The organism is Alkalimonas collagenimarina, assembly GCF_030717845.1.
Lineage (GTDB): Bacteria > Pseudomonadota > Gammaproteobacteria > Enterobacterales > Alteromonadaceae > Alkalimonas > Alkalimonas collagenimarina.
In genome coordinates, this window is record NZ_JAUZVZ010000002.1 from 200,300 (window position 1) to 213,396 (window position 13,097).

Consider the following 13,097-nt stretch of genomic DNA (forward strand, 5'->3'; position numbering starts at 1 on the left):
GCTACAGGCTACGGCAATGATAGACTATCGCTTATTAGTTCCCTTGACAGGCTGGAGTCGCGAGTGCAGATCTTTAATACCCTAAGCAGAAAAAAAGAAACCTTCGAACCTTTAATTCCGGGCAAGGTGGGCCTTTATGTATGTGGGATTACGATCTACGACTACTGCCATATTGGTCATGCCCGTACTTATGTCGCTTTTGACGTGATGAACCGTTATTTACGTTTCTCTGGTTATGACGTGACCTATGTTCGTAATATCACTGATGTGGATGATAAAATCATTAAGCGTGCTGCTGAAAACAACGAAAGCTGTGAAGCGTTAACGGCTCGTTTCACCACAGCCATGCATGAAGATTTTGCTGCTCTTGGGTTGTTGCCCGCGGATATTGAGCCGACGGTAACCGGCCATATGGCAGCAATTATTGACTTAGTGCAGACCTTGCTGGACAAAGGCTATGCTTATGTCAGCAAGGATGGTGATGTGTTATTTGATGTCAGCCGTTATGAAGCCTATGGGGCTTTAAGTCAGCAAAATCTTGATATGCTGCAAGCAGGTGCCAGAGTCGATATCAACGACAACAAAGATGATCCGTTGGATTTCGTGTTATGGAAAATGGCCAAGCCACAGGAACCGAGCTGGGATTCTCCGTGGGGCAAAGGACGACCAGGCTGGCATATTGAGTGCTCCGCCATGAGTGCCTGCCATTTAGGGACGCATTTTGATATTCATGGTGGTGGTTCTGATTTGCAGTTTCCGCATCATGAAAATGAGATCGCACAATCCACCTGTGCTCATGGTACCAAGTATGCCAATACCTGGATCCACACTGGCATGGTGCAGGTCGATAAAGAAAAAATGTCGAAGTCACTGGGTAATTTCTTCACCGTGCGTGAAGTATTGGCGAAATACAATGCAGAATCTGTTCGCTACTTTCTGATGTCGAGCCATTACCGTAGCCAGTTGAATTATTCTACCGACAACCTTGAGCAGGCGCATGCTGCACTGAGTCGCTTGTACACCACTTTGCGTGATGTTCCGCCAGCTGATGAAGTGGCGTTAGAGGACGAACTAAGCCAAAGTTATGTGGAACGTTTTCAACAAGCGATGGATGATGACTTCAATACCCCGGAAGCAATGCCGGTATTATTTGACGTGGCACGGGAGATTAACCGTAATAAAGATAGTGATGCTGCCAAAGCGCAGCAGCTAAGCTCTTTACTGCATTTACTGGGTGGTGTGCTTGGTATTTTGCAGGGTGATGCAGAGCAGTTTATTCAGGCTGGCACTAGTGGCCAGGCGGGCGATGATGCTGCTGAAATTGAAGCATTGATTGCGGCTCGTAATGAAGCCCGGGCCAATAAAGATTGGCCAGCGGCTGATGCGGCCCGTGAGCAGCTGACTGCGAAAGGCATTATTGTGGAAGATAAAAACGGCATCACCAGCTGGCGCCGTAGCTAAAAAGCAGCTCTTCAGACAGAAGCCTCTGGTTCTCCATAGGCTTTTTTTATCGCATTTTTTATGGGGATGCGCTCTGACAGCACAATTTTTCTTTTAGTGCTATACTCCTGATCTTACTTAAAAAAAACAAAAGAAGGTTAGGCCATGCGCAACAATCAACCTGTCACTTCTCAGGAACGTACCTTTCCAAGCACTCAAAAATTAATTTCATCTACCGACCTCAAAGGTACGATTAAATTCTGCAATGATGCCTTTGTCGATATTAGTGGCTTCAGCCGGGAGGAGTTAATTGGCCAACCACACAATACAGTCCGGCATCCGGATATGCCTCCTGCCGCCTATGAAAATATGTGGTCCTATTTAAAACAGGGCAAACCATGGATGGGTCTGGTAAAAAATCGTTGCAAAAATGGTGACTTTTACTGGGTGAATGCCTACGTTACCCCAGTGCATCAACATGGCAAAGTGGTGGGGTATGAGTCGGTACGCGTGTGCCCGGATCGAGTGGATGTGGAGCGAGCTGAAGCGTTGTACCAACGAATGAGGGACGGTCACGCATCGGTTCCGTTGACAGCAAAAATACTCCAGTTGATAAAAGTCAGCTGGTTCCCTGTCACTTTATTAGGTATCGCTGCAGTACTCTGGCAGTTGGCGTCATTACCAGCAGCATCGGTGTTTTTAGCGTTAAGTACGCTACTGAGCTATCTGTATGCGCAATGGCAAGCAGGTCAGACTTTACAGCAACTCGAAGCGCTGTTGCCACATGCCTTTCGCGATCCATTAGCCATGAAATCTTACAGTGATGCATCGGGGACACAAGCTTCATTTCAGGTGGCTATTCAGGCCGAACAAGCGCATTTAACAACGGTACTGACCCGAATTGAAGAAGCCTCCAGCCGGGTCTCTGATTTTTCTAATGAGGCAAAGCAGGCTTCGGAACAAGCAACAGAGCAGATTGATCGCCAGCAGCAGGAAACAGAACAAGTGGCGACTGCGATGAATGAAATGACGACCACCATTGCTGAAGTGTCGGTGCATGTACAAGAAACGGCTTCACAGGCTGATGATGCGGATAAGTTAGCTCAGTCAGGCTTACAAATTGCCAAAGAAACCCGTACCGCTATTGTCCATTTACAGCAATCGGTCGATCAGATCAGCAACTCCGTGCAAGATCTGGCGACGCAAACTGGCAGTATTGCCAAAGCGGCACAAATTATTGAACAAATTGCTGATCAAACCAATTTGTTGGCATTGAATGCTGCAATAGAAGCTGCGCGCGCCGGTGAGCAAGGGCGGGGTTTTGCGGTGGTTGCCGATGAGGTCCGTCAATTGGCGGCTCGAACGACCGAGTCGACCAAAGATATCCATGGCATTATCACTGAGTTGACCAAAAAAGCAGAATCGGCAGTGAGCGTGGCTGAAGCCGGGCAGCGTGATGCCGAGCAGGGTGTTTTGAAAGTGGCCGATGCGGAAAAAATGCTCGATGGTATTAGTCAGGCCATCAATAGCATTGCTGCCATGGCGCTGCAAATGGCGACCGCAGTTGAAGAGCAGTCGCACGTCGCGGATGATATTAACCGGCAGGTGGTCAATATCTCAGAGCTGGCTCAAGATAGTTCTGGTAAAGGACAGCAGGCGGCGAAGAGTGTGTATCGCTTGCAAGATACGGCCAATGATTTAAAAGACCTGGTGCAGCGATTTAGTCGGGCGAAGTAGAGATATCATGTAAGTACGTTGTGCCTCCGTGCTGATGAAAGGCACGGAGGTAAAAGCGAGTTTGTTAGTTATCGTGATAGCGCTCACAGGCTTCTAACGTATTTTCAATCAGGCAAGCCACGGTCATTGGTCCTACGCCGCCGGGCACGGGGGTAATGTAAGAGGCATGCTGAACTGCTTCTGCAAAACCAACGTCACCTACCAATTTGCCCGATTCAAGGCGGTTGATGCCTACATCAACTACCAAGGCTCCCTTTTTTATCCAGTCACCGGGTATAAAGTCGGGTTTGCCAACGGCAACCACCAATAAATCCGCCTGACGCACATGGTACTCTAAATCGCGGGTGAAACGGTGACAAATGGTGGTAGTGCAACCTGCCAGCAGTAGCTCTAATGCCATGGGCCGACCAACGATGTTGGATGCACCAACGACCACAGCATGCAGGCCTTTAATATCTTGTCCTGTACTTTCCAGTAGCGCAATGATGCCTTTGGGGGTGCACGGTCGGAGTGCCGGCATGCGTTGAGCCAGTCGGCCAATATTATAGGGATGAAAACCATCGACATCTTTATGCGGATGAATTCGTTCCAGAATAACTGAGGCATCTAAACCAGCAGGCAAGGGCAATTGCACCAAAATACCATCGACTTGTGGATCTTGGTTGAGAGTATCAATTAAATCCAATAATTGCGTTTCGGTACTGTCGATTGGTAAGTCATAAGAAAATGATTGAAAGCCGACTTCCTCGCAACTTTTGCGTTTGCTGCCCACGTAGACTTGTGAGGCTGGATCTTGTCCTACCAACACGACGGCTAAACCCGGAGTGCGCTTTCCTTGTTGCAGGCGCAACTGCACTTTTTCAGCAACCTTGGCTTTAATAGCTTGGGCAACGGCTTTACCATCGATCAATTGGGCAGACATAGAAACTCTCTCAGGGGACGAATGGCAATATTTTCTCATAGCCAGCGGCTTAAGGCTAGTTGCAGATCCAACGTTAGTAGCCAAAATAATCTGAGCTTTCACAGGCTCGGCAAGTTGTGAGGATAGACTTGGTATAAATAAGCAGCAATCAAGAAGGGGATTGAAAAAAAGGTTTGACGATACCCGACCTTAGCGTTAATATTCCGCCCCGTTGCAGCGATGCAGCACAGTGTCGGTGATTGGCGCAGCTTGGTAGCGCACTTGGTTTGGGTCCAAGGGGTCGCAGGTTCAAATCCTGCATCACCGACCATTTATTTCTACCCGTGTAGGCGTTTGACATGTGCGCCCGTAGCTCAGTTGGATAGAGCAACGGCCTTCTAAGCCGTGGGTCATAGGTTCGAATCCTATCGGGCGCGCCATTCAGGTGCAGGTAACAGGTTTTATTGTGGTGGTTGTAGCTCAGTTGGTAGAGCCCCGGATTGTGATTCCGGTTGTCGTGGGTTCGAGCCCCATCATCCACCCCAACTTTCCAAAATGTCGGTGATTGGCGCAGCTTGGTAGCGCACTTGGTTTGGGTCCAAGGGGTCGCAGGTTCAAATCCTGCATCACCGACCATTTCTCCCTACTAATTTTTTGAATAGTAATTCTTAGTTTTGTGCTTTGTAGCACGGCGCTGGATTGCGGATCTTTTTCCGGAACACGCTGTGAACCCATCCGTGGGCGCTCTTGACACGCCGTCCGGGCGTGTCAGGTTTCCGGAAAAAGTCCATCCATCCATCCAGGCCTTAACCTTATGCAGCCAGTTTCTGACACAAACGCAGCAAGGTCTCCAGCGCTACACCACTGGTTTTTACCGGGTGGTACGCCAGCCCAATCCTACGTGTTAACCCCGTCATATTAATCGGCCGCAGCAATACATCCTGTCGCTGGCGCAATTGCTCAAAATCCGGTACCAAAGCGCAGGCAACGCCTGCGGATACCAAACCCAATGCGTACTCGATGGTCTGAATGTCGGCCCGGATATCCGGCTCAATGCCTTGACGAACCAACGCCGGATACAGCCGCTGCCAGGCCTCACAGGGGGTGCGCTTAATCAAGGCCAATTGGTGAAAGTCCTGCAATTCAATCATTGGTTTTAATGCCAGTGGGTATCCTGCTGGCAGTGCCAGTTGAAATTGATCGTGGTACATGGGCTGAAACTGTTCACCACTTTTCAGTAACTCTTCGGTAATGATGCGGGCGTCGCAGCTGTCATCCGGCTCCACCAATTGCAATTCAAGTCCCGGCAGCTGCACACTGAACTGACGTAACAGATCACTCATTCGTTCGACTCCAAGTGCCCGCACCAGCCCTAAACGAAAGCGAATTTTATCCACTGGCTCGGTAAAAGAGCGCTGCAATGCCTGAAACTGACTGAGTAAGCGACAGGCATGTCCATACAGCCGCTCACCATCCTCGGTTGGGGTGACTCCTTTAGGCAGACGTTTAAACAGCGTGACATCCAGTTGCTGTTCCAATTGGCGGATAGCAGCTGACAGCGATGGCTGAGCAATAAAGCACTGACGAGATGCTGCGCTAACACTGCCTTGTTCATACACCGCAACAAAGTACTTCAAATGGCGTATATCCATAGTTTAAATCTATACCTGCTACAGGATTAATATATTTTAACTTTACACTAAGGCTGGCTAATCTGGCTATAGAGTAAGTTATGTTTGTTCACCCTGAGGATAACCGCGCCATGAGTAAACCCGTTTTTAACTGGCAAGACCCATTCAATCTATCGGATATGCTGACAGAAGAGGAGCGGATGATCCGCGACAGCGCGCATCAATATTGTCAGGATCAATTGATGCCACGTATTTTACAGGCCAATCGTCATGAGCATTTTGATCGCCAGATCATGAGTGAACTGGGAGAGTTAGGTCTGCTTGGCGCGACATTGCCCGAGGAATATGGCTGCGCTGGTGTTAATCATGTTTGCTATGGTTTGGTTGCGCGCGAAGTTGAGCGGGTTGACAGTGGTTATCGCAGTGCCATGAGTGTGCAGTCCTCGTTGGTGATGCATCCTATTCATGCCTACGGTACCGAAGCACAACGCCAGAAATACCTGCCGAAACTGGCCACCGGTGAGTGGGTGGGTTGTTTTGGTTTAACTGAGCCGGATGCCGGCTCTGATCCTGCCAGCATGCGTACTACCGCGAAAAAAGTCGCCGGTGGTTATGTGCTGAATGGTAGCAAGATGTGGATCACCAATTCGCCCATCGCGGATGTATTCGTGGTCTGGGCCAAGCTCGAAGGCGAGATCCGAGGCTTTGTGCTGGATAAAGGCATGAAGGGGCTGACGGCACCAAAAATTGAAGGCAAGTTTTCACTGCGCGCTTCGATTACAGGCGAGATTGTGATGGATCAGGTTGAAGTGCCTGAAGATGCATTATTACCCAATGTCAGTGGGTTAAAAGGGCCTTTTGGTTGTTTGAACAAAGCTCGCTACGGCATCGGCTGGGGTGCATTGGGAGCTGCTGAGTTTTGCTGGCATGCCGCCCGCCAATACACGCTGGACCGCATCCAATTTAATCGACCACTGGCTGCAACTCAATTGGTACAGAAAAAACTAGCTGATATGCAAACCGACATCAGCCTTGGTTTGCTGGGTTGTCTGCAAGCTGGTCGAATGATGGATGCTGGTGTGCTGGCGCCAGAGACCATTTCGCTGATTAAGCGCAACTCTTGTGGCAAGGCACTGGAGATTGCCCGCATCGCTCGTGATATGCATGGTGGTAATGGGATAGCTGACGAATATCATGTTATCCGGCATGTGATGAATTTAGAAGCGGTCAATACTTACGAAGGCACTCATGATGTTCATGCCTTGATCCTTGGGCGGGCTCAGACTGGTTTACAAGCCTTTAGTTAATCAGCTGATACCGCTTGGAGCTATCTGACGGATTGCTTCGGGCTGATTTTGGCAGGAGTACGCATGGCTGTTCAACAACACCCTTGGTTCATCGGTTTTCTGCAGCAGATCAGAGACGGACAATTACCAGAGACGGCAACCGGGCTGGATGGTTTAACCGCTGCGCAGTTGTTTGACTTGTTTGAAACGCAGTGGCAGAGCCGTTTATTGGATTTACGCTCGCGTTTGATGCAAGCCAAAGGCCAAAGCTTTTATACCATTGGCAGCAGTGGTCATGAAGCCAATGCTGCTGTTGCGGCAGCTTTACGCCCAACTGATCCTGCTTTTTTACATTATCGAAGTGGCGCCTTTTTTCTGCAACGAAGCAAGCAAGTGCCGGGGCAAACGCCTTTGCACGATATGCTATTGTCCTTTGCGGCGTCATCAGATGACCCGATCTCAGGTGGTCGTCATAAGGTGCTCGGCAGTCTGGCGCTAAACGTACCGCCACAAACCAGTACCATTGCCTCGCATTTACCTAAAGCCGTCGGCACTGCTTTTGCCATCGCGCTTAGTCAGCGTTTGCATTTTGAGGGGCAGTGGCCAGCCGATAGCATTGCCTATTGTAGCTTTGGTGATGCCTCGCTCAATCACTCCACTGCGCAGGGGGCTTTGAATGCGGCAAGCTGGACGGCATTTCAGCAGGTGCCTTTGCCGATGCTGTTTGTTTGTGAAGATAATGGCCTCGGTATCTCTACCCCAACACCGGTGGGCTGGGTGCAACAAAGCTTAACGCAACGCCCTGAACTAAAATACTTTGTCGCTGATAGCCGTGATATCGCTGGTTGTTATCGGGTGGCCTGTGAGGCTGCCAACTATGTGCGGCGTAAGCGTAAGCCTGCGGTATTGCATTTGGCGACAGTGCGTTTGTTTGGCCATGCCGGTTCGGATGCGGAAGTGGCCTATCGTAAAAAAGAGCGTATTGCCGATGAACTTGCACTGGATCCGTTGGCCTTTATCACCGCTCAGGTGCTGCAACAGGGCTTGATGTCAGCGTATCAGCTAGCCGATTGGTTGGAGCAACTCGACAGCCAGATAGAGCGGATCGCCGATGTGGCGGCAAGCCGGCCGAAATTAACCTCAGCAGCCGCCGTGATGGCCTCGATTGCGCCGGTACGACCGGTAAGCCCTGCTCCAGCTTTGCTGAGTGAGGGGGAGCGTACAGAGCTGTTCTCATTCGACAAACACAACCTGAATAAACCCCAGCATCTGGCGAAACTTCTGAACTGGACTTTGCATGATCTGATGGCGCAATACCGCCACATCGTGATGTGCGGTGAAGATGTGGCGAAAAAGGGTGGGGTCTATAATGTCAGCCAGCATCTGGTGCATGCCTTTGGTTACAATCGCGTGATCAATACCTTGCTGGATGAGCAAAGTATTCTTGGTTTGGCGATTGGCTTGGCGCAGCAGGGGTTTATTGCCATGCCGGAAATCCAGTTTTTGGCCTATGTACACAATGCGGAAGATCAGATCCGTGGAGAAGCCGCTACCTTGCCATTTTTCTCCAACGGCCAGTATCACAATGGCATGGTGATCCGCATTGCAGGGTTAGCCTATCAAAAAGGCTTCGGTGGCCACTTTCATAATGACAATTCTTTTGCCGTGTTTCGAGATATTCCGGGACTTATTTTGTTATGTCCTTCGCACGGTGAGGATGCGGCTTTGTTACTGCGTCAGGCCGTGCAGCTAGCGCATCAGCAAAAGCGACTGGTGATTTTTTTAGAGCCTATTGCTTTGTATATGACACGGGATTTGCTGACTGCTGGTGATGGCGGCTGGCTGCGGGACTACCCGACGCCAGACTGCAGTGTGCCGGCTTTGGGCGAGCCTGCTGTCTATGGTGACAGTGATGAGCTATGCATTATCAGTTATGCCAATGGCTATTATTTGTCGTGTCAGGCTGAAGCTGAGTTACGTCAGCAAGGGGTTCAGATCCGCTTGATTGATTTACGCTGCCTGATCCCTTTGCATATCGACGCTATTATAACTGCGATAGGCTCATGTCAAAAAGTGCTGATTGTCGATGAGTGCCGCCGCCGAGGCTCCGTCAGTGAAGAGCTGTTTACCTTACTGCATGAAACCAAACCCAATACCTTCCAGGTAGAGCGGATCACAGCAGAAGATAGTTTTATTCCGCTGGGAGCCGCAGCCTATCAGGTGTTGCCGTCAGCTGAGCAGATCAAACAACAGGTACTGAGCATGCTAAACCGTCAGCCACAGGAGCAACAGGCATGAAAAAAACGGCTGTGCTGGTCTGTCCTGGGCGGGGCACTTACAATAAATCAGAACTTGGCAGCATCCAACGGCTGCATAATGATAAAGCGGCGACTTTACAGCAGTTTGATCAAGCACGCACAGCGCTTGGGCTTGCTAAGGTCAGCGAACTGGATCAGCAGCCACACTATTCCAGTCGTGTGCATCAGCAGGCTGAAAACGCGGCAGGGTTGATCTTTGCGGCCGGAGTACTGGATTATCAGAGCATTGATGTCGAAAAGTACGATATTGTGGCGATCACAGGTAACTCGATGGGTTGGTATACGGCGTTATGTTGTGCTGGCAGTTGGCAACCTAAAGCCGCCATGCAGCACGTCAGTCATATGGCTCGGCTAACTGCAAACGCAGCAGGAGCTCAGTGTATCTACCCGGTAGTTAATGCAGAATGGCAGCCAGATGCAGCCAAACAACAAGCGGTTAGGGCGGTGTTAGCAAAGTATCCGGGAGAACTATTCCCGTCCATTCAATTTGGTGGTTATGCTGTGCTGGCTGGAACCGAAGCCGCCGTACATGCTGCGGTTCAGCAATTGCCGAAAGTAGATGATCGCTTCCCGATGATACTACCTGGTCATGCTGGTTTTCATTCACCGTTGATGCAAGAGGCCGCTCAGCAAGCATTGCTCGATATACCTTCGCAAGCATTCAACCGACCTCAGCAACCACTGATCGATGGCTGCGGTCATATCTGGCAGCCATTTTCAACGACTGCTGAGGCATTGCAGCGCTATACCTTAGATAGACAAGTGCAAGGGCATTTTGATTTTTCGCTGGCGCTGGAGGTGGCTATGAAAGAGTTTGCACCCGATCATGTTATTTTGCTCGGGCCGGGTTCAGGGCTGGGTGGCGCAGTAGCGCAAACGTTGATCCGCTTAAATTGGCAGGGCATAGATTCAAAACAAGATTTTGTGCAGCAGCAAGCATCCAATCAGCCATTGGTGCTATCGATGGCAATACCTGAGCAGCGAGCCTTGCTACTCCTCTAACAGGATGTTGGCTAAAGTATTTAATTCTGTAATTTTATTACAGAATTATTATGCGTATTGTCAAGTCATTCCGCTTAAAAATTAACCAGTTAATTTATTTGCCTGAATAAATATCTGTTTATTATGGATATTTTTTCTTGTTATTTTGTCTATAAGCTGTTCATTTTCTGTCAGCCACTGGAGCTAAGTTACAATTTTTGCTATCATGCCCTCGGTTTAAAGAACGGAGGAGATATGTTGAACCCATCCTGGCGTCGCATAGTGCTAAAAGTAGGTAGCGCTTTAATTGCGCCAGACCACCAAGCTGGTTGTAGTGAAAAATACCTTGGTCCTATCGCTGATTATATTCGTAAATGCCGTGAGCAAGGCATTGAAGTTATTCTTGTTTCTTCTGGCAGCGTAGCTGCAGGTCGACATCATTTCAATTTTAACCATCATCGTGTACCGATTGCCTTAAAACGGGCGATGGCAGCGGTTGGCCAAAATCAAATGATGAATTTCTGGTCAAATTGTTTCGACTTCCCGTGTGCTCAGGTCTTGCTGACTCATGGCGACTTGAGTGATCGGGTTCGTCATGTCAATGTGCGCAATACCTTAAGACGTTTGCTTGATCATCAGATTTTACCCATTGTGAATGAGAACGACACCATCGCAACGGAAGAAATTAAAGTAGGTGACAATGACAACCTGGCCGCTATGGTAGCGACGGTTGCTGACGCAGATGCTCTGATCATTTGTTCGGATATTACCGGGCTGTTTACAGCGGATCCTAATAAAGATCCATCAGCTAAGCTGATTCCGGAAGTGCGGACCATTGATGAGAGCATTTATAAACTGGCCGGTGGATCCAGTTCGAGTGTCGGTACCGGTGGTATGCGTACCAAAATACAGGCGGCTGAAAAAGCCACAGCTCATGGTGTAGATACCCTGATTGTGGATGGTCACCAACAGGATACTTTTACCCGGCTATTAGAGGGGTATAACCCAGGTACCATTTTATATGGTCACAAAGACCCCATGTCAGGCAAAAAACACTGGGTTCGTCACACCCTGCGGGCCAAAGGTGAAATATGGGTTGATGATGGCTGTGTCAAAGCATTACGCAATCAAGGCGCTTCACTACTGTGTAGTGGTATTGTAGATGTTCGCGGTGAGTTTGAGCCGGGCGATGCTGTTATTGTCCGCTGTGGTCTGGGCAAAGTATCCATCGCCAAAGGCGTCAGCCGCTATAGTGCCCGTGAACTGTTTACCATCAAAGGCCAGCAAACGAGTGAGATCGTAGAAAGCTTGGGCGACAGTGCGCCTGGTAACGCTTACGAAGTAATTCACCGTGATGAAATGACTTTATTGGAGAGATTATGAGTACCCTTAGCGCGGCGCAATTAGCCGCTCAGGCTGCCAAAGCAGCCAAAGCTGTCGCCCATTTGTCGACAGAACAAAAGAATTATGTGTTGCAAAGCATGGCCAACGCCATTCGCTCAGCAACCCCTGCTATTTTAACCGCCAATGCTGCTGAACTGGACATCGCGAAAACGAATGATACCAGCCCGGCGATGCTGGATCGTTTAACATTAAATCCTGAGCGGATCGAAGCCATGGCTGCTGCCATCGAACAAATTATTCATTTACCAGATCCGGTTGGCAGCAAACGCTTTATTGAAGAGCGTCCTAATGGCATTCGCATTGAAAAACGCCGCATTCCATTAGGTGTGATTTGCATGATTTATGAAGCCCGGCCCAATGTCACGGCCGATGCTGGCGCCTTGTGCTTTAAATCCGGTAATGCTGTTATCTTGCGTTGTGGTCGTGAGGCCATTCAAACCAGTATGGCGATTGCTAAAGCCATGCATCAGGCCTTGGCTGAGCATAATTTACCGGAAGATGTGGTCACCATTGTGCCCGATCCAGATCGTCAGTTAATGCTTGATTTAATTCAGCAAGATCAATTCATTGACTTGGTGATCCCTCGTGGCGGCGAAGGGCTTATCCGCTTTGTCACCGAGCATAGCCGGGTACCCGTGATCCAGCACTTTAAAGGCGTTTGTCATTTATACATTGATCAAAGTGCTGATCTCAATATGGCCTTAGAGTTACTGGTGAATGGTAAAGTACAGCGCCCCGGTGTATGTAATGCTTTAGAGGGCTTATTGGTCAACAAACATCAGGCTGCTGATTTCCTGCCGATGGTTGCAGCCGCTTTTGCCAAACATCAGGTGAAAGTGCATGCCTGTGATCGTAGTATCAGCTATTTTGAAGGTGCTGAGCCGATTGCTGAGCAGGATTTTGGCCAGGAATATCTGGCGCCTGAGATTGCCATTCGGGTGGTGGATGATTTAGACGCTGCTATGGCGCATATTGATCAGTTTGGTAGCTACCACACTGAGGTGATCTGTACGCAGGATCAAGCCAGCGCCGATACCTTTATCAATCAGGTGGATGCGGCTGTGGTCATGCACAACGCTTCGTCACGCTTCTCAGACGGCGGTGAGTTGGGCTTAGGTGCTGAAATTGGCATCTCAACTAGCAAACTGCACGCATACGGCCCGATGGGCTTAGAAGCCCTGACCACCGAGCGCTTTGTCGTCACTGGCCAGGGCCAGACGCGTTAAGTAGTCAAAAACTTTATTTCGTTGTAAAGCCACCTTCGGGTGGCTTTCTTTTTCAAGGCATTATGCACATGAATAGGGTTCCGTGAATGAAACTCATGCTAGGGGCTCGACGTGGAGATTTTCGCCCGCTATAATGCCGCGTCCTATTTAACTACAAGTCTGTTGAGCTGCGG

The 13,097-nt window shown here is 49.4% G+C and carries 9 protein-coding genes and 4 tRNA genes; 11 read left to right on the plus strand and 2 right to left on the minus strand.

Annotated features, from left to right (window positions below; translation table 11 throughout):
* Nucleotides 1-63: 63 nt before the first annotated feature.
* A complete protein-coding gene (cysS, locus tag Q3O60_RS02150) occupies nt 64-1,461 on the plus strand; it encodes a cysteine--tRNA ligase (RefSeq protein WP_305892254.1) in 1,398 nt (465 codons plus the stop codon).
* A 144-nt stretch (nt 1,462-1,605) separates the two neighbouring features.
* The gene (locus Q3O60_RS02155; RefSeq protein WP_305892255.1) at nt 1,606-3,177 is read left to right on the plus strand and encodes a methyl-accepting chemotaxis protein; all 1,572 of its coding nucleotides are present in this window, start codon (nt 1,606-1,608) and stop codon (nt 3,175-3,177) included.
* 64 nt (nt 3,178-3,241) lie between these two features.
* Here Q3O60_RS02155 and folD read toward each other — a convergent pair whose 3' ends face one another.
* Nucleotides 3,242-4,099: a bifunctional methylenetetrahydrofolate dehydrogenase/methenyltetrahydrofolate cyclohydrolase FolD gene (gene folD / locus Q3O60_RS02160; RefSeq protein ID WP_305892256.1), complete on the minus strand. Its 858-nt coding sequence runs from the start codon at nt 4,097-4,099 to the stop codon at nt 3,242-3,244.
* A 233-nt stretch (nt 4,100-4,332) separates the two neighbouring features.
* Here folD and Q3O60_RS02165 point away from each other — a divergent pair.
* From Q3O60_RS02165 to Q3O60_RS02180, 4 genes are all read left to right on the plus strand, one after another.
* Nucleotides 4,333-4,409: transfer RNA gene (locus Q3O60_RS02165), tRNA-Pro, on the plus strand.
* A gap of 32 nt (nt 4,410-4,441) precedes the next feature.
* A tRNA-Arg gene (locus Q3O60_RS02170) sits at nt 4,442-4,518 on the plus strand.
* Between the two features lie 29 nt (nt 4,519-4,547).
* A tRNA-His gene (locus tag Q3O60_RS02175) sits at nt 4,548-4,623 on the plus strand.
* 14 nt (nt 4,624-4,637) lie between these two features.
* A tRNA-Pro gene (locus tag Q3O60_RS02180) sits at nt 4,638-4,714 on the plus strand.
* A 176-nt stretch (nt 4,715-4,890) separates the two neighbouring features.
* Here Q3O60_RS02180 and Q3O60_RS02185 read toward each other — a convergent pair.
* The gene (locus Q3O60_RS02185) at nt 4,891-5,730 is read right to left on the minus strand and encodes a LysR family transcriptional regulator (protein WP_305892257.1); all 840 of its coding nucleotides are present in this window, start codon (nt 5,728-5,730) and stop codon (nt 4,891-4,893) included.
* A gap of 110 nt (nt 5,731-5,840) precedes the next feature.
* Between Q3O60_RS02185 and Q3O60_RS02190 the strand changes: the two genes are divergently transcribed.
* From Q3O60_RS02190 to Q3O60_RS02210, 5 genes are all read left to right on the plus strand, one after another.
* Complete coding sequence (locus Q3O60_RS02190) at nt 5,841-7,016, plus strand: acyl-CoA dehydrogenase (protein WP_305892258.1); 1,176 nt, start codon at nt 5,841-5,843, stop codon at nt 7,014-7,016.
* A 63-nt stretch (nt 7,017-7,079) separates the two neighbouring features.
* Nucleotides 7,080-9,293, plus strand: a complete 2,214-nt coding sequence (locus Q3O60_RS02195; protein WP_305892259.1) for a thiamine pyrophosphate-dependent enzyme — start codon at nt 7,080-7,082, stop codon at nt 9,291-9,293.
* Nucleotides 9,290-10,315: a malonyl CoA-ACP transacylase gene (locus tag Q3O60_RS02200; protein WP_305892260.1), complete on the plus strand. Its 1,026-nt coding sequence runs from the start codon at nt 9,290-9,292 to the stop codon at nt 10,313-10,315. The genes Q3O60_RS02195 and Q3O60_RS02200 overlap by 4 nt, the downstream gene beginning before the upstream one ends.
* 234 nt (nt 10,316-10,549) lie before the next feature.
* Nucleotides 10,550-11,677 carry a glutamate 5-kinase gene (gene proB, locus Q3O60_RS02205; RefSeq protein WP_305892261.1) on the plus strand — a complete coding sequence of 376 codons (1,128 nt, stop codon included), beginning with the start codon at nt 10,550-10,552 and terminating at the stop codon, nt 11,675-11,677.
* Nucleotides 11,674-12,924 carry a glutamate-5-semialdehyde dehydrogenase gene (locus Q3O60_RS02210; protein WP_305892262.1) on the plus strand — a complete coding sequence of 417 codons (1,251 nt, stop codon included), beginning with the start codon at nt 11,674-11,676 and terminating at the stop codon, nt 12,922-12,924. Before proB ends, Q3O60_RS02210 begins: the two co-directional genes overlap by 4 nt.
* Nucleotides 12,925-13,097: the final 173 nt, after the last annotated feature.

Bases quoted from the DNA above. Each gene is read 5' to 3' on its own strand.
- Q3O60_RS02155 (WP_305892255.1), top strand. From the start codon at position 1,606: ATGCGCAACAATCAACCTGTCACTTCTCAGGAACGTACCTTTCCAAGC.
- folD (WP_305892256.1), bottom strand. From the start codon at position 4,099: ATGTCTGCCCAATTGATCGATGGTAAAGCCGTTGCCCAAGCTATTAAA.
- Q3O60_RS02185 (WP_305892257.1), bottom strand. From the start codon at position 5,730: ATGGATATACGCCATTTGAAGTACTTTGTTGCGGTGTATGAACAAGGC.
- Q3O60_RS02190 (WP_305892258.1), top strand. From the start codon at position 5,841: ATGAGTAAACCCGTTTTTAACTGGCAAGACCCATTCAATCTATCGGAT.
- Q3O60_RS02195 (WP_305892259.1), top strand. From the start codon at position 7,080: ATGGCTGTTCAACAACACCCTTGGTTCATCGGTTTTCTGCAGCAGATC.
- Q3O60_RS02200 (WP_305892260.1), top strand. From the start codon at position 9,290: ATGAAAAAAACGGCTGTGCTGGTCTGTCCTGGGCGGGGCACTTACAAT.
- proB (WP_305892261.1), top strand. From the start codon at position 10,550: ATGTTGAACCCATCCTGGCGTCGCATAGTGCTAAAAGTAGGTAGCGCT.
- Q3O60_RS02210 (WP_305892262.1), top strand. From the start codon at position 11,674: ATGAGTACCCTTAGCGCGGCGCAATTAGCCGCTCAGGCTGCCAAAGCA.